The organism is Pseudoalteromonas sp. SR43-7 (genome assembly GCF_014163785.1).
Lineage (GTDB): Bacteria > Pseudomonadota > Gammaproteobacteria > Enterobacterales > Alteromonadaceae > Pseudoalteromonas > Pseudoalteromonas distincta.
Genome location: NZ_JACJDY010000005.1, coordinates 187834 through 209607 on the forward strand (window position 1 = coordinate 187834; position 21774 = coordinate 209607).

At 38.6% G+C, this 21774-nt stretch carries 17 protein-coding genes and 1 tRNA gene; 6 read left to right on the plus strand and 12 right to left on the minus strand.

Annotated features, from left to right (window positions below):
* Positions 1–118: 118 nt before the first annotated feature.
* Positions 119–442 (minus strand): c-type cytochrome, encoded by a 324-nt coding sequence (locus tag H5087_RS06080; RefSeq protein WP_002957866.1) that lies wholly within the window; start codon positions 440–442, stop codon positions 119–121.
* A 183-nt stretch (positions 443–625) separates the two neighbouring features.
* Positions 626–1165, minus strand: coding sequence for a DUF2058 domain-containing protein (locus tag H5087_RS06085; protein ID WP_182671464.1), 540 nt, complete (start codon positions 1163–1165; stop codon positions 626–628).
* 198 nt (positions 1166–1363) lie between these two features.
* Here H5087_RS06085 and H5087_RS06090 point away from each other — a divergent pair, with 198 nt between their 5' ends.
* On the plus strand, positions 1364–2512 hold the full coding sequence (locus tag H5087_RS06090) for an MFS transporter (protein ID WP_182671465.1): 1149 nt from the start codon (positions 1364–1366) through the stop codon (positions 2510–2512).
* Here the strand turns inward: H5087_RS06090 and H5087_RS06095 are convergent.
* A complete protein-coding gene (locus H5087_RS06095; RefSeq protein ID WP_182671466.1) occupies positions 2479–2979 on the minus strand; it encodes a prolyl-tRNA synthetase associated domain-containing protein in 501 nt (166 codons plus the stop codon). The two genes, H5087_RS06090 and H5087_RS06095, sit on opposite strands and share 34 nt — an antisense overlap.
* 1 nt (position 2980) lies before the next feature.
* Positions 2981–3376, minus strand: coding sequence for a hypothetical protein (locus H5087_RS06100; RefSeq protein WP_002957870.1), 396 nt, complete (start codon positions 3374–3376; stop codon positions 2981–2983).
* A gap of 166 nt (positions 3377–3542) precedes the next feature.
* Here H5087_RS06100 and H5087_RS06105 point away from each other — a divergent pair.
* The 4 genes from H5087_RS06105 (at position 3543) to H5087_RS06120 (ending at position 10545) form a co-directional block, all read left to right on the plus strand.
* A tRNA-Ala gene (locus tag H5087_RS06105) sits at positions 3543–3618 on the plus strand.
* A 179-nt stretch (positions 3619–3797) separates the two neighbouring features.
* Positions 3798–5060: a PotD/PotF family extracellular solute-binding protein gene (locus tag H5087_RS06110; protein ID WP_182671467.1), complete on the plus strand. Its 1263-nt coding sequence runs from the start codon at positions 3798–3800 to the stop codon at positions 5058–5060.
* On the plus strand, positions 5060–8278 hold the full coding sequence (locus H5087_RS06115; protein ID WP_182671468.1) for an ATP-binding protein: 3219 nt from the start codon (positions 5060–5062) through the stop codon (positions 8276–8278). Before H5087_RS06110 ends, H5087_RS06115 begins: the two co-directional genes overlap by 1 nt.
* Before the next feature lie 59 nt (positions 8279–8337).
* Complete coding sequence (locus H5087_RS06120; protein WP_182671469.1) at positions 8338–10545, plus strand: EAL domain-containing protein; 2208 nt, start codon at positions 8338–8340, stop codon at positions 10543–10545.
* Positions 10546–10617: 72 nt separating this feature from the next.
* On the opposite strand, the gene H5087_RS06125 is transcribed toward H5087_RS06120, so the two are convergent.
* Entirely contained in the window at positions 10618–11865 is a 1248-nt protein-coding gene (locus H5087_RS06125) for a glutamate-5-semialdehyde dehydrogenase (protein WP_182671470.1), read from the minus strand.
* The gene (gene proB / locus H5087_RS06130; protein WP_002957876.1) at positions 11862–12968 is read right to left on the minus strand and encodes a glutamate 5-kinase; all 1107 of its coding nucleotides are present in this window, start codon (positions 12966–12968) and stop codon (positions 11862–11864) included. The genes H5087_RS06125 and proB overlap by 4 nt, the downstream gene beginning before the upstream one ends.
* Positions 12969–13837: 869 nt before the next feature.
* On the opposite strand from proB, the gene H5087_RS06135 reads away from it, so the two are divergent.
* Positions 13838–15685 (plus strand): sodium:proton antiporter, encoded by a 1848-nt coding sequence (locus H5087_RS06135; RefSeq protein WP_002957877.1) that lies wholly within the window; start codon positions 13838–13840, stop codon positions 15683–15685.
* Positions 15686–15754: 69 nt separating this feature from the next.
* Here H5087_RS06135 and H5087_RS06140 read toward each other — a convergent pair whose 3' ends face one another.
* From H5087_RS06140 to hfq, 6 genes are all read right to left on the minus strand, one after another.
* The gene (locus tag H5087_RS06140; RefSeq protein WP_182671471.1) at positions 15755–16393 is read right to left on the minus strand and encodes a tetratricopeptide repeat protein; all 639 of its coding nucleotides are present in this window, start codon (positions 16391–16393) and stop codon (positions 15755–15757) included.
* Between the two features lie 112 nt (positions 16394–16505).
* Positions 16506–17819, minus strand: a complete 1314-nt coding sequence (locus tag H5087_RS06145) for an adenylosuccinate synthase (protein ID WP_024597266.1) — start codon at positions 17817–17819, stop codon at positions 16506–16508.
* A gap of 214 nt (positions 17820–18033) precedes the next feature.
* The gene (gene hflC, locus H5087_RS06150; RefSeq protein ID WP_002957880.1) at positions 18034–18912 is read right to left on the minus strand and encodes a protease modulator HflC; all 879 of its coding nucleotides are present in this window, start codon (positions 18910–18912) and stop codon (positions 18034–18036) included.
* A 5-nt stretch (positions 18913–18917) separates the two neighbouring features.
* Positions 18918–20087, minus strand: coding sequence for an FtsH protease activity modulator HflK (gene hflK, locus H5087_RS06155; RefSeq protein WP_002957881.1), 1170 nt, complete (start codon positions 20085–20087; stop codon positions 18918–18920).
* 100 nt (positions 20088–20187) lie between these two features.
* The gene (hflX, locus tag H5087_RS06160; protein WP_182671472.1) at positions 20188–21477 is read right to left on the minus strand and encodes a ribosome rescue GTPase HflX; all 1290 of its coding nucleotides are present in this window, start codon (positions 21475–21477) and stop codon (positions 20188–20190) included.
* A gap of 15 nt (positions 21478–21492) precedes the next feature.
* A complete protein-coding gene (hfq, locus tag H5087_RS06165) occupies positions 21493–21756 on the minus strand; it encodes an RNA chaperone Hfq (protein WP_002957883.1) in 264 nt (87 codons plus the stop codon).
* Positions 21757–21774: the final 18 nt, after the last annotated feature.

The window sequence follows — 21774 nt, forward strand, 5'->3', positions numbered from 1 at the left end:
TTAGAAGTCTAAAGCAGTCTCTATTTTATAGCAAACACCAAACAAAACAGCCACACTATTGTGTGGCTGTTTATAAAACTAAAATACCAATTGCATTAAAATGGTATAGCTGCGTAAATTATTTTACGTTAGCTAGGTAATCTGCAATTGCTTCAAACTCTTCATCTGTTACCGTTGCAACCATTGCTTTCATTGCCATTGTCATACCGTTATTACGTGCACCTGACTTAATATCTTTCATTTGCGCTACTAAATAGTCTTTGTTTTGACCGTTTAGTTTAGGGTACATACCCATAATTGGTGCTTTGCCTTCAGCGCCATGACAAGTTTGACAATTTTTAGCGGTATAAAGTGCAGCGCCATCGGCAGCAGCTGCATTAAACGAGAAGCTTGCGGCTAAAGTAATACCCGCGCCTAATAGTAGTGTTTTCATCTTGCTCATTGTATTTACTCTTCTTTTTTGACGGTTAGAAAAACTGTTCTATTGATTGTAGTAAACAATCAAATAAAAAGCATACGTACGAAACGACGCTAGACGATCAACTTAACCAAAAGCCGCTAACTCGTTTCTATCTCACTTTAATATACTTTAGCAAATAAAAATGAGCTTACCCTTAATAGACCATTACCACACTATATCATCTGGTACTTCAAAGTCTGCGTACGGGTCATCTTCATCTTTTGGTTTATTTTCTGGCTCTACATGAAAAACAATATACTTTTCGTCAACTTCAGCCACTTTGCGTGCTGGTTCGTCATCTAATACGTAAAATTGCCCTTCTAGTACACAAATAGCTAAACGACCGCCCGATAACGCTTTTTGCGTTTTCTCGTTCACGTCAATATTTTTTACTTTGTTTTGATAAGTAAAATTAAATGTGCGCTCACCACGAATAGCATCTTGGTTGTGGTGTTCTAAAATTTGTTTAACACGCGCTTCTTGCTCGCGCTGCTTTAAGCTCACTTGGCGTGTTTGGTTAAGCTCTTCAGCTTTTTTTTGCTGCTCTAGCTTGGTTTGTTGAATATGCTTTTGCAGATCACTAGGGTTGCTAGTCGCCCCTTTCTTTTGCTTTTTTTGTTGCTTACGCTTTTCTGATTTAGCAACCTTAGCATTATGCGTTGTTGTTAATCCTGCTTGAAGCAATTGGTCTTGTAATGAACCCATGACTTTGTTCCACTAAAAACTAATATTATCGCTATTTTAATCACCAACGAGTTCAAATAACAGCGCTATCGACATTAATCTAGCAAACTAGTTAAAACAAGCCATGATATAGCGCAATGACTATGGTTTTAATTATGAATTAAAAGCAATTTTTAATACAATACCAGACAACCAATCAGCAAATGCACAAGCCATATAATGCGTTTACCTCATCTACTCGTTTGCTCGGTATTTATATTTTTTGTGCTTTATGCACCGCAACCCCTACTTAGCCTTTTTGCGAGCGAATTTAATGTAGCACCTGCGGTAGCTGGCAGCCTAATGACTGCAACTATGCTGCCTTTAGCCATTGCCCCGCTCGTTTATGGTTTATTTTTAGCAAAAATAAATCCACTACTTATATTACGTATTGCAATGGTGCTTTTAGGCCTTAGCTGCTTACTTTTTGTTTATGTACCTAGCTTTGAGCTTTTATTATTAGTCAGATTTTTACAAGGTTTAACGCTCCCCGCAGCCTTAACAGCAATGACTAGCTATATAGGCATGAGTTATAGCGCTGATACACTTCAAAAAAATATGACCCTATATATTGGTAGCAGTATAGTTGGTGGTTACTTTGGACGCGTGTTTGCCGCTTTGTTTAGCGACTTATGGAATTGGCAGAGCTTTTATTACGTAATTGCTTTTATGCTTATTTGCTTAGCTTTGACAGTTAAGCATTCTCGCTTTACAAACCCAGCTAAACAGTCGCAGCTCTCCCCACTCGATTACATTAAACAACTTAAAGAAGGCGCTGTACTTAAAGTTTACGGCGCCGTTTTTTGTATGTTTTTTTGCTTCGCGGCACTACTTAACTACTTACCGTTTATATTACAAAACACGTTTTTAATTACCAATACTCGTGACATAGGTTTGGTTTACAGTGGTTATTTAATTGGTGCCCTCGCCTCTATTGCTGCACCTTGGTTACTTAAAAAAGTCCCTTCGCCTTGGCATTTATTAACTGCGGTATTTAGTTTTTATAGTGTGAGTATTATTTTATTAATGAGCCGTCAGCTTAGCTTATTTTTAATCGCATTTACTTTGTTTTGCGGTGCTATGTTTGTGATTCATTCAACTGCCGCACCGCTCGTTAATAAAATCAGTAAAGCCCCACCAAGTGTAACCAATGGCGGATATGTATCGTTTTATTACAGTGGTGGCGCATTGGGGTCGTTATTACCCGGTGTGGTATACCAACATCATGGGCAAACAGCGTTTATGTTTACGCTGCTTGCGGTTTGCTTATGTGGTTTATCGTTAATTATGTGGGCTTATTTTGAGGGTAAAAATACAACGCGCGGTTGATGCTTTGTGTAATTAAAAAATGTTTCTAAATCAGCTTTACTAAGCAACCATGTTTGGGTGTTTTCAAACGGATGACAATGAAACAAATCACCGTGCCAAATATCTTGGTCAACCCATAAGCTCACTTCGTTTTGCTTATCATTTAAAAGAGCCAACATAGATACACACCCAGGAGCCACTTTTAAATACGTTGCTAAGCGTTCACTCGATGCAAACCCTAAGCGTGAAAGCCCTTGTTGCTTTGATAGTGCCTTTAAATCGAGTTGCTTATTGTGCGCTGTAATAACTAAAAAGTGTCGCTTGCCTTCGTTATCGCGTAAAAACAGGTTTTTAAGACGAGTACCTCGGCGCTCAATCATAAACTCATCAGCCGCTAAGCTAGTATGTAGCGGCGGATGCTCTATTACATCATAGTTAATATCTAGGTGCGCCAAAAGCTCTGCTAACTTAGTTTTATCAGCCAACATATTACAAACAACGCCCTCTTAGTTGTACACTCAAATCTCGCCATAAAACATCATTAACTTCATGCTTATTGTCGCAATACTTACGATCTTTTAGCTCTTGATTTAATAATTCAACTGCTTGGTCTTCTAGCTGTAACTTCAGAATGCTCGATTCTTCAAAATGCTCTTTCTCTATATACTGCTTAACCTCACCACGACTTGGTCTCTTATTAGGACCACGATCTAAGTTAAAGTTTTCACGATGCTTAGCTTTTACCGACACAACATAAGCAAAAAGCTTATTACCTTGCTCATCTTGCTTTTCGTGAAACTGTTTATTATTTATTTCAAAAGGCGGCTCATCATTTGAGGCACAGCCAGCGAGTAAAACCATAAGCGCTAGAACACATTTTTTCATTGTTTTTTATCGTTTTAGTTTTGAATTAAGCCGAGTCTAACAAAAATTGACGTAAACAGTGAAAATTTACGAAAAAATACTTGACCAAATTTATAAAAAAACTTAAAGTTCATCCCGCTTGGAACTCAGCAGTCAAGCAGTTACATTATATGTAACTTAGGAATGTGGGGCTATAGCTCAGCTGGGAGAGCGCCTGCCTTGCACGCAGGAGGTCAGCAGTTCGATCCTGCTTAGCTCCACCACTTTCCTACTCCTTTTCAAATTCGTTCTACTCTTCTATTTTTCCACTGTTTTTATTATTTTTTGACACCCTAACATTCTAATTTTTCATTCTATATAATTTTAAATTTATCCATTCAACTTGTGTCTTTACAAGTTCTTAGCTATACATAATATCACACATTAGTACTTTAGGCTTAACATGGACAACCCTAAGCGTTCAACGCTAAAAAAGCTAGCTGCAATAGGTTTAACAGCAGGTGCAATAACACATGCGCCTTATGTTTTTGCCAGAAAAAAAGTCACATTAAGAGTGCTTGGTACGCATGTAACACTCCAAGAGGCTATCCGCAAGCAAGCGATGAGTGACTTGGGTATTAATATAGAATTTACTCCCGCAGGCAGCGCTGCTGTTTTGCAAAAGGCATCAATGGACCCTAGCTCCTTTGATTTATACGAACAGTGGTCAAACAGCATTAATGTGCTTTGGGATGCAGGTTCCATTCAGCCAATAGAAAAAAAACGACTCACCTACTTTAACGAAATAAATCCACTTACTAAAACGGGAAAACTAACCGAAACTGCAAGTATTGGTGCAGGTGATGCCCCCTATAAATTATTAAATGTTCAACCCGATGGCACGTTAAGCGCACAAGAAAGCGATCATATTAGCTTTTTACCTTATGTGCATAATGTTGACTCTTTTGGTTACAACACCGACTTTATTAAGCCCGGTATAGCATACGAAACAGAAAGCTGGAGTTGGCTGCTTGATGACGAGAACAGAGGTAAAGTAGCTATTGTAAATGCGCCTACCATTGGATTATTTGACCTAGCCCTAGCAGCACAAAGTAAAGGGCTTATAAAATTTAACAATATAGGTGCAATGACCCGCCCAGAACTTGATAGATTGTTTAGTATATTACTCGACTTTAAACGCCAAGGTCACTTTAGTGGCTATTGGAACTCGGTTCCTGAGTCGATTGAATTTATGAAAAGTAAACGAGCCCATATAGAAAGTATGTTTTCGCCTGCAGTTTCTGCATTAAACAGCCAAAATATTAATGTTCAATTTGCCGCGCCAAAAGAAGGCTACCGAGGCTGGCATGGTGTTATGTGTTTATCGTCACAAATACAAAGTAGCGCAAAAGATGCAGCTTACGATTATATGAATTGGTGGCTTTCAGGCTGGCCTGGTGCATTTATTGCTCGCCAAGGTTATTACATTAGTAACCCGCAGCGCTCTAAACTACTCCTATCTCAGTCTGAATGGGATTACTGGTACGGTGGAAAAGCAACAAACATAGATTTATTAAATACCAATGGCGACGTAGCTGTAAAAGCAGGTGGGCAACGTAATGGCGGTAGTTACCATAAACGCTTTAGTAATGTAGCAGTGTGGAATACAGTTATGCCAACCTATGACTACAGCCTGCAAAAATGGTATGAGTTGATTAGCCGATAATGATAATAAACTCAATTAAATCAAAAATAATATTAGCTCTGTGTTCGCTGATTGGATTACTTCTTTTACAGAGCTATTTGTTTAACTATTCGCAAACGTCTTTACTTAACTTGCAAAAATCGCAACATAACGCGCTTATTCAAAGTGAAGCTGTAACTAACTTAGAAAAAGATATTATTTCCCTGCAAGGGCATGCAGTTTCATTTATTGACAATGCAAATGAAAATACGATTACCAAATTTAATTTTTACTTAAATAAGGCAAATCTAAATCTCGAGCAGCTAAAAACAAACACTCAAAACCAGACCCCTGAGTATCAAAACTCACTAATACGCCTTGGCGAGTATTTAAATAATTACCAAGATACATTTGGCCAAGTTGTCGTAAACAGACAAAAACGCGAACGCCTTTACACTACTCAGTTCAAACAGCCTATTGATGATCTGCAGGTAACAATTAGTGATTTAGAAGGGTCTTCAAACAATGATAATAAAGTTATTTTTAACGATGTTTTACTCACAATAAGTAATTTAAAACACGCAATTATAAGCTATCTCTATAAACCTAATTTTGATGAAGCACAAAATGTAAAACAAAACTTAAATCACTTACATAAAAAACTAACGAGCACCTCTGTAATAAATGAATTCCTCTCCAATAAAACAACAAGCTTAAAACAAGCTTATAACCAACTTGTATTACTCACCCGTAGCTACACTTTTTCTGTAAATGTAGTGCTTACAGGCATAGAAAACGAATTGCTGTATTTAACTAATGAAATTAAAAACATAGAAAAAAATAAACTTATCAAAACAGAAGAGCTACTAAGTAGCCACTTAACAAAAAATACAGAACAGGCAAATATATTTGCCGTTTTAATTATGTTAATCATTTTATTTTTAAGCTATTTTATTTTTAGATCGGTTATAAAACCAATTACTCAGCTCACTTTATTACTTAAAGATATGAATAGCGAAAAGCCAGTAACTATTTCAAATAACAGCCAAAATCAAACTGAAATAGCATCGGTAATAAAAGCAGCTAATGCTTTATATTTAAAAAATAAGCAAACCAAAGAGCTACTCAATGAAACCCGCGTATTAAATTCCCAAATGGAAGCAATGAATGCCGACCTGACGAGCGCTATGGAGCAAACCGATAAAGCCAATAAAACAAAAATAGATTTTGTAGCCAATATGAGTCATGAACTTCGCACCCCAATGAATGGCATATTAGGTATGTTGCAACTTTTACAAAGCAGCGAGCTTCCCTCAAGGCAAAAACACTACGCAGATAAAGCTTTTTCAAGTGCTCAAAATTTATTGCAGATCTTAAATAATATTCTAGATTTTTCTAAGCTAGAATCGGAAAAAGTCCAGTTAGAGCAAATCCCTTTTACTTTACATACTATTGTTTCTAACGTTCAAAATTTATTCTCAACAAATGCCAAGCAAAAAGGTTTGTTATTAAACTTTACTTTACACGTTGATGCAGGGCTTGAACTTATTGGCGACCCAATGCACTTAAGCCAAATAATAAATAACTGTGTAGGTAACGCAATTAAGTTTACTGAGCATGGTGAAATATCATTAATTATAGAAGCGACATCTCAACACGAAAAAACAATAAACCTTCGCTTTAGTATAAAAGACACGGGTATTGGGATGACTGAAGAGCAATCAAAAATTATATTCCAGTCTTTCTCGCAAGGTGATTCAAGCACAACAAGAAAGTATGGTGGGACCGGTTTAGGACTCACTATAAGCAAACAATTAACTAAATTGCTGGGCGGAGATATACAAGTAAGGAGCACGATTAATCAAGGTAGCGAATTTTTCTTTACTTTACCCTTTACTTTATCTGAGCAACAAAAGCTTAAAAAACACGCCTTATTAATTAGCCCCGATAATGAGCAAATTAAAAAATTAATGGACTTACTAAGTGATATAAATATAACGACAGAAACAACACAAGAACCATTAAGAGCCATTGCAAAAATGTCTCAGCCTAGTAGCCCATTTAGTATTGTAATAATGTCGATAGAAAAAAAAGAGCTCAACGATAACTTTATTTTACAACAACTGTACGCTCAAAATAAAAACGTTAATGAAAAACTGACACTGATTTTATTAATTACCGATGAAGAGTCTCCTGAGCCAATTGCAAAAAATGAAAATATAGACATTATAATTATCGGTAATAAAAATAGTGAAGTTGAAGTTTTAAGAAAGCTTTCACCAAATAATTTCAAAGAAAAGCAATTAAAGCCTCACCCTAAATTCTCGGGTTTTAATGCATTAGTTGTTGATGATAATAGAATTAACCAAGAAATAGCCTCCGCCCTTTTAGCAAGATTAGATATGACCGTGATCATTGCTGATAATGGACATGATGCATTAGATAAAGTCGAGATAAATGACATCGATATTATTTTTATGGATGTTCAAATGCCAGTTATGGATGGGCTTGAAGCAACAAGCATATTAAGAGAACGAGGCTACAAAACTCCCATAATTGCCATTACGGCAGCCGCAGATCCTAATGATAAAAAAGCAGCGTTTAGAGCGGGTATGGATGACTTTTTAGTAAAACCGATTATTTTTGATGCGCTTTACGAAAGTATTGAAAAGCATCTGCAAAGTAGCGAATCTCTGAGCACTATAAACCTGCCTTTAGCAAAAGAAAACCTAGAAAACAATGACGAATTGTTAGCTAAATTATTTACTCAGTTTGTCAACGATTACAATGACTTTTCGATTAAAGCTGATATATTAATCAAAAATGGAGAGTTAGAAAGCTTAATTCGACTAGTACATACACTCAAAGGCTTGGCCGGCACATTAGGCTTTGAGCTACTGCAACAAAGCGCGCAAAGTGTTGAGGAAAGCTTAATAGATAAGAAAAGTATTAATTTATCTCATTTTAATCAGCAATTAATACTTACACTTTTTGCTGTAAAACAATTTTTGATAGCTGATAGCTTTAAAAAAGAACATATACAGCAACATGAACTAGAAAACGAAGACTCGGTTATTGATAATATATACTCATTAGCATTAACGGCTCGCCCCGTACCTAGCAGTTTGGTTAGACAGCTAGAAATGAATCAATATGAGAGAGGCCACTCTCTATTTAAGCTCAAAGAAGCAATTGATCACTTTAACTACGCGTTAGTAATTGAGCTTATTGATAAGTATAGAAACGATAATAAAAATTAGGCATAACCACTAACCTGAACTAGATTTAATATTGTAAAGAACGCAGAGAAGGACAGATAGTGCATTCAAATTACCTCGCAAACAATAATGGATTAACCACAGAACAAAAGCATAAACCTTTAATTCTTATTGTTGATGACGAACCTAGTAATTTACACGTATTAGTAGAAGGACTTTTAACTGACTACGATGTACGTATTTCTACTAGTGGTGAGCAGGCTTTGATCTTTATTGAGTCAACTCGGCCTGACTTGATTTTATTAGACATAATGATGCCCGGCATGGACGGCTACGAAGTATGTAATATACTCAAAGCGAAACAAAATACCAAAGGCATCCCCGTCATATTTGTAACTGCGCTTACAGAAGAAGAGTCTGAAGAAAAAGGCTTTGCTATGGGCGCAATTGACTACATACACAAACCTTACAAGCTAGCGCTCGTTAGAGCACGTATTCGTACACACATTACAGCGCAAGGCATGCTAGACAGGTTAATAGAAAAAAACTTTGATCTGCACGACAAGCTACTCGAAATAGAGTCTCTTGCGAAAGAGCTTAGCCAGCGAGAAGAAGAATTAAGAGAACTCTCATCAAAACAAAAATTATTTTATCAAGCCCTAACGGGAACTGCCGATGGTGTTGTTATTACCGATAGTAACGGCAAAATTATTGCGGTAAACCCTTCATTTTGTCGTATAACCGGTTACTGTGAATCAGACTCACTACAAATGCAGTTGCACGATATTAAACAAAATAACCATCCTAGCATTAGCTTTGACCAAGTATGGGAACATGCAAATCAAGCAGGCTATTGGAGTGGAGAACTTGTAACCAGACGAAAAAATGGCGAACTTTATCCAGAGCTACTAACTCTCAGTTTGGTTAAAGGCGATCAAGATACTAACGTTCACTATATTGGTGTATTCAGTGATATTTCGAGCGTTAAAGTAACCCAAGAAAGAATTCATTACCTTACATGGCATGATGAACTTACAGGTTTACCCAACCGAAATGGGTTTTTAAAGCAGTTAGAGCAACAACTTCAAGTTTGTAGTACCGAAAATAGTTATGCCTATATTTATATTATTGATATAGACAGCTTCCACTCAATCAATGATGGATTAGGCTTACTCGCTGGCGATAATATTTTAAAAGAATTAACTAAACGAATTCATTCTAAGGTGAGTAAAAAAGATGTTATTGCTCGCTTAGGCAGTGATGAGTTTGCAGTACTGTGTACAGTTGAAAAAGGTGTGGGCAGAGCTAGAGCTCAAGCAATGGCTGAAAATAAAGCCCAAGAGCTACTTGCAAGTGTAAACCATCCATTTGTCGTTGCTGAGCAAGACGTTAGCTTAACAGTAAGTATTGGCACCTATATTTTTCCACGAGAAGATCAATGGGAAAGTGCTATTGAGACTATTCGTAACTGTGAAGCGGCCTGTTACAAAGCAAAAGAGAAAGGCGGCAATAGAGTTACCTTTTTTGATACTTCATTTGGCGAGCAAGCAAAACGCCGTTTTGAAATAGAACAAGATTTACGTAAAGCTATTTCTAATAACGAGTTATCGCTATATTTACAATCCCAATTTGATCGAAACCAAACCCTTAAAGGCGCTGAAGTTTTATTAAGATGGGAGCATCCTCAAAAAGGCTTTATTAGCCCTGGTGAGTTTATATCTATAGCTGAAGAGTCAGATATAATTTACGATTTAGATTGCTGGGTAACTTCAAATGCACTTGAAATACTAACGCAACTTGGTAAAACTCACCCTGAGTTAAACTTATCAATTAATATAAGTGGCAGGCACTTTCATGAAGCGCGTTTTTTAAACTTTATTAGCCAACAGATAAAGCAACATAACATTAATCCTCAACAACTCACTATTGAGATAATTGAAGGTACGTTACTTAATCATATGGAAGCGGCTATTGAAGCTGTTCACTTTCTCAAGAAGTTAGGTATTAGAGTATCAATTGATGACTTTGGTACTGGATATTCGAGCTTAACCTACCTAAAACAGTTACCAATACAAGAACTTAAAATTGATCGTTCTTTTGTTTTAGAGGCTCCTACCGATAACAACGATAAACTAATTATTGATATGATTGTAAGCTTAGGTCGTTTATTTGAACTCGAGATAGTTGCTGAAGGCGTAGAGAACCAGTCCCACTTTGATTTACTACAGGAGTATCCTGAGGTTATTCTGCAAGGCTATTATTTACACAGGCCTGAACCCGCAAGTGATTGGTTTAAAAAGTTAAAGTAACTGTAGCGTGATTTATAAACTAAAAAGCCGAGCATGAATATGCTCGGCTTTTTATGGACTTAATTTTTGCGGTTACTCGCGAACTTGGCCAACTCCATTAACTAAATACTTTTCGGTCGTTAGTGACTCGAGGCCCATAGGACCGTATGCATGTAGCTTGGAAGTAGCTATTCCAATCTCTGCACCTAGGCCCAATTGTGAGCCATCAGAAAAACGAGACGATGCGTTAACCATTACTACAGAAGCATCAACACTACGTTGGAATAACTCTGCAGCAGCTTCATTTTTAGTACAAATTACTTCTGTATGGTTTGATCCAAACTGTGCAATGTGTTCAACCGCTGCCGTAAAGTTTGGTACAACGCGAATAGCGATTTCTAGGTCTAGATATTCTTCACCAAATTCGTTATCGGCTAACACAGTTGCATTATCAAAATATTTAGCTGCAAAGCTGTCAGCATTTATTTTTACACCTTCTTGGCGTAATACAACTGCACACAGATTTAAAAACTCATCTGCCACATCTTGATGCACAACTAAACCTTCTAGTGCATTACAAACACCAGTACGCTGCGTTTTACCGTTAAGCAGTAAGTTAAGCGCAATTTCTAGGTCGGCATCTTTATCTACATATAGATGACAAACGCCTTTGTAATGCTGAATTACTGGGATCGTGCTGTTTTCAGTAACAAAGTTAATTAAACCCTCGCCGCCGCGTGGAATGATTAAATCAATGCTTTCACGTTGCTGCATTAGTTCCATTAGTAGCGCACGGTCTGGATCTGGAATCACTGAAATAAGTGATATCGGTAAGTTGTGCTTCTCAAGTACGCTGTGCATTACACTTGCGATAGCTTGTGAACTTCTAAGTGCTTCTTTGCCGCCACGTAAAATTACGCCATTACCTGATTTAAAGCATAATGCACCAGCGTCTGCTGTCACATTCGGGCGTGCTTCGTAAATCATACATACAACGCCAAGAGGTACTCGCATTTTGCGAATTTTAATACCATTTGGGCGCTCAGTAATATCACGCAGCTGACCAACAGGATCATCAAGGCTTACGATTACTTCAATACCTTCTGCCATTGCTTCAATACGCTCATCGTTTAACGTTAAGCGGTCGATCATTGAGGCTGCTAAGTTATTGTCGCGTGCTGCGCTTAAATCACTTTCATTTTCTTTTATTATAAATGCTTTTTGCTCTCTTAGTGCCGCTGCCATTTCAACTAATACTTGGTTTTTAGTCTCGGTATCGAGTAAAGCAAGTGTATGTGCAGCTTTAGCTGCCTGACGTGAAATGTCCGTAATTAAACTCATGACTTCTCCAATAATGCGATATGTTTTTCAGATATAACTGGTCCAATTGAATCCTGCATTTTTTCGCTGAATTCACTCTGTTCGTTGTCTGCAATAAAGTTTAACAAACAGCTACTATAATTTGCGGTCGCTTTAGCTAAACGCGTACCGTCTTCACTACGTACTAAAATGGTATCACCCACGGCAAATTCACCGTGAACTTCCATGATTTCGTCACCACGAATACATCCACTTTCACCTTCAAGAGATTCATCAAATGATCCATCAACAACAACTTCACCTTGCTCATTTGCTGTATGTGTCATCCAATGAATAGAGTCCTGCATCGGCTTTTCGTACGGTAAAAATACACTACCTGGATTTTCTCCAGCTAGCAGTTTTGTAAATGTTTCTTCTTTAAAGCCATTTATAATATAAGTCGCTATACCATGTGACGTTGCTTTTTCTGCCGCTTCTATTTTAGTTTTCATACCACCAGTACCTACCGCACTTGTAGCACATCCTGCCATAGCATAAATAGATTCATCAATTGATTTTATTTCAGGCAGTAACACCGCATCATCATGTAAGTTAGGGTTTTTATCATATAGCCCATCAACGTCTGAGAATATTAATAAAGCATCGGCATCGGCAGCTGCTGCGACCATTGCTGATAAGTTATCGTTGTCACCTACTCGTAAATCGTCGGTGGTTACTGCATCGTTTTCATTAATGATAGGAAGTACACCATGTTCAAGTAAAGTGAACACGGTTTCACGGATGCTCTGGTAACGCTCGCGGTCACGCAAATCGCCATGCGTTAATAATAGCTGCGCAGATGGAAAGTCAAAAAAGCGGTCCCACATGGCAATCATTTCTGTTTGACCTGCTGCCGCCATTGCTTTTTTCATTACCACAGAGCGTGGTTTGTCTGATGGGAATAAATGCGCGCCAGCAGCTACAGAACCCGATGATACTAAAATCACCTCGATTCCACGGGCACGACAACGAACAATGAACTGTGCGATGGTTAATATGTAACGCGAACGGCAGCCATCTTGATCTGGTGCAATTAATGCACTACCTACTTTAAGTACGATACGTCGCCAATTTAACTTTTGCATAAATGCTCAACTTTCCATTTTATCTGCGCTCACCTTAATTAGACGAGCTAAAACTAAGTAGCTAGGTTTAAAACATAGCTTCGAATTTGTCTTTCATTTAGGCAACACTTTTTTACACACACGCGAAAACCATATCTAAAACAACAAGCTTAGATTTAAGGTTAAGTATAAAGTAGCAACAACCCAATAATATCGAGCAGCACTAATCAAAAAATTTAAAAGTGTTGTTTATGCATCGCTGTAAAAAGCTGTGTGTGGCTTTTTTATTAACAACATACATAGAGCCTCTAAAGTCTGATACACCAACAGATAGGGTGAAGACCAAAGGACCGAGATTTAACCGCCACGATGGGGGTTAAACATTGAAAGTAATAGTTCAACTCAAACCTTTATTTACTTAAATAATTAAATAAACTTGTTTAGCAAAACCATACCAAGAGTTCGGCAAATGAAATTATGTAGTGTTCGAATACTAGTAACACCACTAATGCATGATTATAAAGACTAAAAATGACGTTAAGATTAACAAACCACTTTTACTTCCAATAAACTTCATTAGATAACTAATTATTAGAACACGAAACATATTACACTAAATACCCCTTAAAAATCAAGGTTAAAATTCGAGCGAAGCTAATTCCTCCTCGTTTGTGGTGTTAGATTGTTATTAAAATTCAACCAATTAAACAATTAATACAGCCTAAAATAAGGCGGCTTAACACGCGCAAAATAATTTAAGCCTACTAATCTTCTATAAGTAGCTAAAATTGATTAGTAATATTTTAATTTCCCGTGTATACCCCTGTATTAATAATTAACAAAAGTTATACTTTCTAAACAAACCGTCATAAATAAGGAATTCTTAATCTATGTCAGCAATTTACATAGCCGGTATCGCACTTTGCTCTGTGCTTGCCCAATGGGTCGCGTGGGCTTTTAGAGTGCCCGCTATTCTTTTCTTATTGCTTACTGGTCTTTTACTTGGGCCATTTAGTGGTGTTTTAGACCCTGATGCATTGTTAGGTGATTTACTGTTTCCAGTTGTATCACTAAGTGTTGCCATCATTTTATTTGAAGGATCCTTAACTCTGCATTTCAGAGAGCTAAAAGGAATCGGAAAAGTTGTAAGAAACCTTTGCTCCATCGGCATGCTTACTACCTGTATTATTATTAGCCTCAGCGCCTATTGGTTGCTTGAACTTAATTGGCGTGTAGCTGCGGTATTAGGTGCAGTGCTAGTTGTAACAGGCCCTACTGTTATAGCACCGCTATTAAACTCAATGCGCCCAACACAAGACATTGACCGCATACTTCGATGGGAAGGTATTGTAATAGACCCGATCGGCGCATTATTCGCTGTATTAGTATTTGAAGCCGTAATGCTGGTAGGTCAAGGCGAAGTATTTAGCCACACTATTATTGCTTTAGTTAAAACCCTAGGTGTTGGATTAAGTATTGGTGTTGCTGCTGGTTGGTTAACAACACTATTAATGCGCCGCGAGTGGCTACCATTTGAATTACATAAGTTTGGTATATTGGCATTAGTACTCATTAGTTTTTCTGTATCAAACTATTTAAGCCATGAATCAGGCCTATTAGCAGTGACTGTATTTGGTATTTGGCTTGCTAACCAAGACGATTTAGAAATAGATTCTGTACTTGAGTTCAAAGAAGACTTGTCGATGATATTAATATCAACGCTGTTTATTTTACTTGCAGCACGCTTACAGCTCTCTGATTTAATGATGCTCGACAGCGATGTATTTATATTTTTAGCTATCGTGCTTTTTGTTGCTCGGCCACTGTGTATTGCTATTTCGACCTTTGGTACTGACTTACCAATGAAGTCTCGTTTGGTACTTGCCTGGATAGCTCCACGCGGTATAGTCGCCGCAGCCGTTGGGTCGGTATTTGCGCTTAGCATGATGGAGTCTGGTGTTGCGGATGCTGAAAAAATGGTACCTCTTATATTTACAGTAATTATAATTACCGTTGTACTACAGAGCTTAACCGCCATCCCTGTTGCCAAGCTATTAGGCGTACGCCAACCATCGCCAAATACAATATTAATTATTGGTGCAAACCATGTATCGCGTGCAATCGGCCGAGGCTTACAAGAACAAAACATTCCGGTTCACCTGTCAGATCCTGCATGGGAAAACTGCAGAATGGCACGTATGGATGGTTTAGCTTGTTATTATGGTAACCCGCAATCAGAGCATGCTGAACGCTACTTACCACTAACAACGATTCGTAGTGTATTAGCATTATCGCCAAATCGTCATCATAATGCGTTAGGTGTTCAATACTTTTCTCATTTACTTAATGAAAAAAATGTATTTTCGCTACGCTCATCAACGTCGCATGCAAAAGCAAATAAAGACAGCGCAACGTTTTTATCTAGACAAATACTGTTTGGAGATGAAGGCTCGTATGCACGTTTAAGCAGTATTATCGCTAAAGGCGGTAAGGTTAGTTCAACACGTATCTCGGATGAGTTTAGCTGGGAACAATACTTAGAAATGAACCCTGAGGCTATCCCTTTATTTATTCTCAAAGGTGATAAAGACAGTGATGACGATACACCAATTAAGCTAAGACCGTTTACAATCAACATGGAAAAACCGCCGCAAGAAGGCGAACGCGTTGTTGCATTGCAGCCGCCTAAAATGTCAGTTTTAAAAGACCCGCAAACAAAGGCTAAAGAAGACAGTTAAATACTTTTACAAACTGTAAAAACTAAAAAACCCTAACTTAAAAAGTTAGGGTTTTGTTTTTAAAAGCCATTAAATAGGAAGGCGGGCACGAGCAACCACACTATCTGGCATTTTTTGCGCTAACTTAGTCAGCGCTCGCTCAATTTTTTTATGAGTCGCTTTATCTGCCACCATAGAATTAAATAGCCAACGATAGGCATCTTCAAAATCACGCGGGCTGCCATAGCCATCATTAAATAATTTAACTAAACGTAGTTGTGCTTTTAAATTGCCTTGCGACGAGGCTTCGCGCAAATAGGTAATTGCCATTGCTTTATCTTGCTGAACTAAGCGACCAGTGTCGTAGTATCGCCCCAACTGCTCTAGTGCTGCCGCTAAGCCTTGCTCAGCTGCTTTTCGCATGTAATACACACCCAACTCTACATTGCGATCAACGCACACGCTATAAGCCAGCATATCGCCGTATAAAAATTGATAAGACGGCAATGCCATTTTATTGGCTCGTGCTTCTATATCTTGCACTAACTGGCAGTCATCTGCCTTTACGCGCGCTAAATGCGTATTTTTATTTATTAACGCAATTAGCTCTGATTCTGTATACAGCGGCACAGCAGCAGGGCTTTCTGTAGCTAAGCTGTTGGTTGCTATAAATAAAGACAGCGGAATTAACGAAAGCCTTAGTACGCAATTACGGTCAAATAAACGCATGCTCACCACCTACTATAAATAAACTTGTTAAATAATATACAAAGATCGTTCCAAGGTGAATTTTAGACACAAAAAAAGCTGCACGAAGCAGCTTTTTTTAATCTAATGGTAATTACGCAAACGGATTGCGAAGCACCATAGTTTCTACACGGTCAGGACCTGTAGAAATAATATCAATTGGAACACCCGTAATTTCTTCGATACGTTTGATGTAGTCAATCGCAGCTTTTGGTAAACCGTCAAGACTCGTTACACCAACAGTGTTTTCTGACCAACCTGGCATTTCTTCGTATACTGGTGTTACTTTATCGTAACCTTCAGCCGCTAATGGTGTTACGTTAGTAACTGTACCATCTTCAAGCTTGTAACCAGTACAGATTTTAAGTGTTTCTAAGCCATCTAAAACATCAAGCTTAGTTAAACAAAAACCTGAAATACTGTTGATTTGAACTGCACGGCGCATAGCCACTGCATCTAACCAACCAGTACGACGAAGTCGACCTGTTGTAGCGCCAAACTCATGGCCTTTATCACCTAGGTGCTTACCAACTGGATCTTGTTTATCAAGACCGTCGTAAAGCTCTGTAGGGAAAGGACCTGAACCAACACGTGTCGTGTACGCTTTAATAATACCTAAAACGTAATCAAGGTTTAATGGACCAAAACCTGCACCAGTTGCAACGCCACCAGCGGTAGTGTTTGAAGATGTTACATAAGGGTAAGTACCGTGATCTATATCAAGTAACGTACCTTGTGCACCTTCAAATAAAATGTTTTCGCCTGCTAAACGCGTTTGATCTAAAAGCTCAGTTACATCTACAACCATTGCTTTTAAGATATCAGCAACAGCCATTGCATCATCGAACGTTTTTTGGAAATCTACAGCATCTACTTTGTAGTAGTTAACTAAAGTGAAGTTGTGGTACTCAAGCACTTCTTTTAATTTAGCTGCAAATACTTCAGGATTAAATAAATCGCCTACGCGTAAACCACGACGTGCTACTTTATCCTCGTACGCAGGACCGATTCCACGGCCAGTTGTACCAATAGGCTTATCGCCACGAGCTGTTTCGCGGGCTACATCTAATGCAACATGGAAAGGCAAGATTAGCGGACATGCTTCACTTATTAAAAGACGCTCGCGTACTGGTACGCCGCGCTCTTCAAGCATGCCAATTTCTCTCATTAGCGCTTCTGGTGATAAAACTACACCATTACCAATCACACATTTAACATTGTCACGTAATACACCCGATGGAATAAGGTGTAGAACCGTCTTTTCACCTTCGATAACTAAAGTATGACCCGCATTGTGGCCACCTTGATAACGAACTACTAAAGATGCTTTGTCTGTAAGGAGATCAACTACCTTACCCTTTCCTTCGTCACCCCATTGGGTGCCTAATACAACAACGTTTTTACCCATCGTAAATTCACTTAGAGAAAATTAGGACGAGATTTTACCAGAAAACTAAAGTAAAGATCACCCCTGTTCAGCTTATTTTTTCTGCGGGCAATTGTTATATCCAAATATTGACCAATAACCACATAAATAACAGTGATTTAACGCACTAGTTTGTATTTAACAAAAAGCCCCGCAAATGCGAGGCTTTTTAACTTTTAAATAATTAACGTAAAGTCTATTGAGCTTTAGCGCCTTTCATATATTGGAAGAAGTCGCTATCTGGTGAAAGCACCATAACATCTTGCTTATCTTTAAAAGTCTTTTTGTAAGCTTCCAGCGAACGTACAAAACTAAAGAACTCAGGGTCTTTGTTGTACGCATTAGCATAAATGCCTGCAGCATCAGCATCGCCTTGACCACGTACAGAACGTGCATTACGCTCAGCATCAGCAAGCATTACAGTTACTCGACGGTCAACTCCCGCACGAATAGTCTCTGCTTTTTCCTGACCTTCAGAGCGGTGCTCTTTTGCAACCGCAGTACGCTCAGCGCGCATACGTTGGTAAATAGAGCTACTCACTTCTTGTGGTAGGTTGATTTGCTTAACACGTACGTCTAGTACTTCAATACCTAGCTCACGTGCACTTTCAGAAGCTTGTACTAACGCTTCTTCCATCAACTCGCTACGCTCACCTGATACAATTTCGCGAATTGTACGTGTACCAAAGTTTGTACGAAGACCATTGTTTACTTTTTGCTTAAGTAGCGTTTCAGCATATTGCTTATCGCCACGAGCACGTAAGTAAAAAGCACTAAAGTCATTAACGCGCCATTTTACAAACGAATCAACAATTAAGTCTTTTTTCTCGCTAGTAACAAAGCGATCTGGCGCACCATCTAGCGTTTGAATACGTGCATCAATACGACGTACTTGGCTAAAAAATGGTACTTTAAATTGTAGGCCTGGGCCATATACAATCGCTTTATCGTCGCTATCTTTTTGTACTTTACTGAATAACATTACAATTGCTTTTTGCCCTTCAGGTACAACAAATACCGATGAGAAAGACATAACAATGGCAGCTAATAGTATTACTAAACTAAAGTTTTTCATTATGATTATCTCCCATCATTGAAGCGGTCGTTGTTAAAGCGGTCATTGCCACTATTAACAGAGCTATTGCGCGACGTATTAACTTTGTTACGTAAGTCTTGAATATCACTTGAACTTGGAAGTGCAACTCGTGTTGCTGTCCCTTGCTTGTCCATGATTTTATCAAGAGGTAAATACATCATGTTATTGCCGCCTTTAACATCAACCAATATTTTAGAACTACTCCCTAACACTTCTTCCATTGCATCAATGTATAAGCGCTCACGAGTAACTTCTTTAGCTGCTTGATATTCAGGTAAAAGCTTTTCAAAGCGAGCTACCTCACCTTGTGCTTCTAATGTAATGCGCTCTTGATAACCTTCCGCTTCTTGAGTCATACGCGTTACTTGACCACGAGCACGCGGTTCAATTTCACGAGCATATGCTTCTGCTTCACGGATGAAACGTTCTTCATCTTCTTGTGCAGCAATTGCATCATCAAATGCATCTTTAACTTCAGTTGGTGGACGAGAGTCTTTAAAGTTCACGTCAGTAACAATTAAACCTAAGTTATATGGCTCGATAATCTTATTAAGCTCATCCCATGTATTTTGACGAACAACCTCACGGCCATTAGTTAATACTTGGTCCATTTTTGCATGGCCCACAACATAACGCAGTGCACTGTCTAGCGCTTCTTCTAAGCTACTATCAGCGTTAGTTACGCTAAATTCATAAAGGTATGGGTCAATAACACGGTATTGCACCTGAAACTCAACGCTCACTACGTTTTCGTCTTCAGTAAGCATAAAACCAGAAGCCGATAATGAACGAACTGCTTCAATATCTACTGGGATTACCGTTTCGATGAAAGTCATTTTCCAACGCAAACCAGGATCAGCAATTCGGTCATATTTACCAAATTGTAGAACCACACCACGCTCGGCTTCTTTAACCGTATAAATACCACTTAACGCCCATACAATAACGGCGATAATAAGTATGAATGAAATACCGGCTCCGCCAAGTCCACCGCCGCTACCATTGCCGGATTTTTTCCCGCCAAATAAGCCGCTGAACTTGTTACTAAACTTGCGGAACACCTCGTCTAAATCAGGTGGGCCTTGATCACGTCCGCCTTTATTATTCCACGGATCTTTGTCATTGCCATTATTACCCGGTTCATTCCAGGCCATAGCTATACTCCATTGTTATCTAAATAAATTAGGAAATTGTGTTAAATCTAACAAATCTACCGCGTTTCTCATACAAAAACCGACATTAAAACGTCAATTTTTAATTACGGTTGATAAAACCAGCAATTTCAGGACCAAATTCTTTAATTAAACGATTCCACTCAACCATTGGCATTCTAACATCTAACAGCCAATTACCTTGCTCATCAAATTGCTCTTCATGCACTGCATTTAAGCTGAACAATGCAGCTCTTAAGCGACCATACAATGGCGTAAGAAATAATGTTTCGTTAAACATCTTCTTAGCTAGTAACTCACTGATAGCCTCGCTAAGTAATTCACACCCTTCACCAGTCTGAGCGCTAAGCCATACTCTTATAGGTTGGCCTTCGTCGTCTCGATCAATACGTGAGCTTACGTTATCCAGCGCATCAATTTTATTATAAATTAATAGCTGTGGTACTTCATCGGCCTCAATTTCTTTAAGCACCGATTGTACTTGTTCAATATTTTCTTGCAGACGTGAGTCTGCTGCATCAATTACATGTAACTGCAAATCAGCTTCGCGAGTTTCAGTAAGCGTTGCTTTAAAAGCAGCAACTAAGTCATGTGGTAGGTGACGAATAAAGCCCACTGTATCAGCTAAAATAACAGGGCCAACATCACCTAACTCAAGCTTACGTAGAGTCGGGTCAAGCGTGGCAAACAACTGATCGGCCGCGTATACATCTGAATTTGTAATTCGATTAAATAATGTAGATTTACCCGCATTGGTATAACCAACTAATGAAACTGTAGGTATTTCGTTGCGAGTACGAGCTCGCCTACCTTGTTCACGTTGCACTGCTACTTTAGCTAAACGTGCACGAATATTTTGGATACGGGCACGAAGTAATCTTCTGTCAGTTTCAAGTTGAGTTTCACCAGGACCACGTAAACCAATCCCGCCTTTTTGACGTTCAAGGTGAGTCCAGCCTCGAATTAATCGAGTCGACATATGGCGAAGTTGAGCCAATTCAACTTGCAGCTTACCCTCGTGGGTACGTGCGCGTTGGGCAAAAATATCAAGAATTAGCGTCGTTCTATCAAGCACACGACATTGACAAACGCGCTCTAAATTACGCTCTTGTGATGGCCTGAGTTGATGATTAAAAATTACGACATCTGCTTTGTGGATTTTGACAATCTCAGCTATTTCTTCTGCTTTACCGGTACCGACGAATAGTTTCGGATGTGGTGCTTGACGGCTGCCTTGCACAACCGCCAAACTACTAACACCAGCAGAAGATACCAACATTTCTAATTCATGAAGATCTTCACGATCTCCTTCTTTAGGCAAGTCGATATGAACTAAAATTGCCTGTTCGCCGGATTCATAGCGGTCAAACAAACATTATGCTCCTAATTAAAAGTTTCCAGCTTCTGCCTCTTCAGTGTCATCACTTCCTTGAACTGCTTGGAAGTTAACTGCGCGAGCAGGGACAACTGTAGAAATTGCATGCTTATAAACCATTTGATTTACGGTGTTCTCTAGTAAAATAACAAATTGGTCAAATGACTGAATTTTGCCTTGTAATTTTATGCCATTTACCAAAAAGATTGATACTGGAATGCGCTCACGTCGTAGTGCATTCAAAAATGGGTCTTGTAACGATTGGCCTTTTGCCATGTTATTGTTCCTTCGTTC

Bases quoted from the DNA above. Each gene is read 5' to 3' on its own strand.
- H5087_RS06090 (WP_182671465.1), top strand. From the start codon at position 1,364: ATGCGTTTACCTCATCTACTCGTTTGCTCGGTATTTATATTTTTTGTG.
- H5087_RS06135 (WP_002957877.1), top strand. From the start codon at position 13,838: ATGTCAGCAATTTACATAGCCGGTATCGCACTTTGCTCTGTGCTTGCC.
- H5087_RS06115 (WP_182671468.1), top strand. From the start codon at position 5,060: ATGATAATAAACTCAATTAAATCAAAAATAATATTAGCTCTGTGTTCG.
- H5087_RS06080 (WP_002957866.1), bottom strand. From the start codon at position 442: ATGAGCAAGATGAAAACACTACTATTAGGCGCGGGTATTACTTTAGCC.
- H5087_RS06100 (WP_002957870.1), bottom strand. From the start codon at position 3,376: ATGAAAAAATGTGTTCTAGCGCTTATGGTTTTACTCGCTGGCTGTGCC.
- H5087_RS06095 (WP_182671466.1), bottom strand. From the start codon at position 2,979: ATGTTGGCTGATAAAACTAAGTTAGCAGAGCTTTTGGCGCACCTAGAT.
- H5087_RS06125 (WP_182671470.1), bottom strand. From the start codon at position 11,865: ATGAGTTTAATTACGGACATTTCACGTCAGGCAGCTAAAGCTGCACAT.
- H5087_RS06145 (WP_024597266.1), bottom strand. From the start codon at position 17,819: ATGGGTAAAAACGTTGTTGTATTAGGCACCCAATGGGGTGACGAAGGA.
- hflK (WP_002957881.1), bottom strand. From the start codon at position 20,087: ATGGCCTGGAATGAACCGGGTAATAATGGCAATGACAAAGATCCGTGG.
- H5087_RS06110 (WP_182671467.1), top strand. From the start codon at position 3,798: ATGGACAACCCTAAGCGTTCAACGCTAAAAAAGCTAGCTGCAATAGGT.
- hfq (WP_002957883.1), bottom strand. From the start codon at position 21,756: ATGGCAAAAGGCCAATCGTTACAAGACCCATTTTTGAATGCACTACGA.
- proB (WP_002957876.1), bottom strand. From the start codon at position 12,968: ATGCAAAAGTTAAATTGGCGACGTATCGTACTTAAAGTAGGTAGTGCA.
- H5087_RS06140 (WP_182671471.1), bottom strand. From the start codon at position 16,393: ATGCGTTTATTTGACCGTAATTGCGTACTAAGGCTTTCGTTAATTCCG.
- hflC (WP_002957880.1), bottom strand. From the start codon at position 18,912: ATGAAAAACTTTAGTTTAGTAATACTATTAGCTGCCATTGTTATGTCT.
- H5087_RS06085 (WP_182671464.1), bottom strand. From the start codon at position 1,165: ATGGGTTCATTACAAGACCAATTGCTTCAAGCAGGATTAACAACAACG.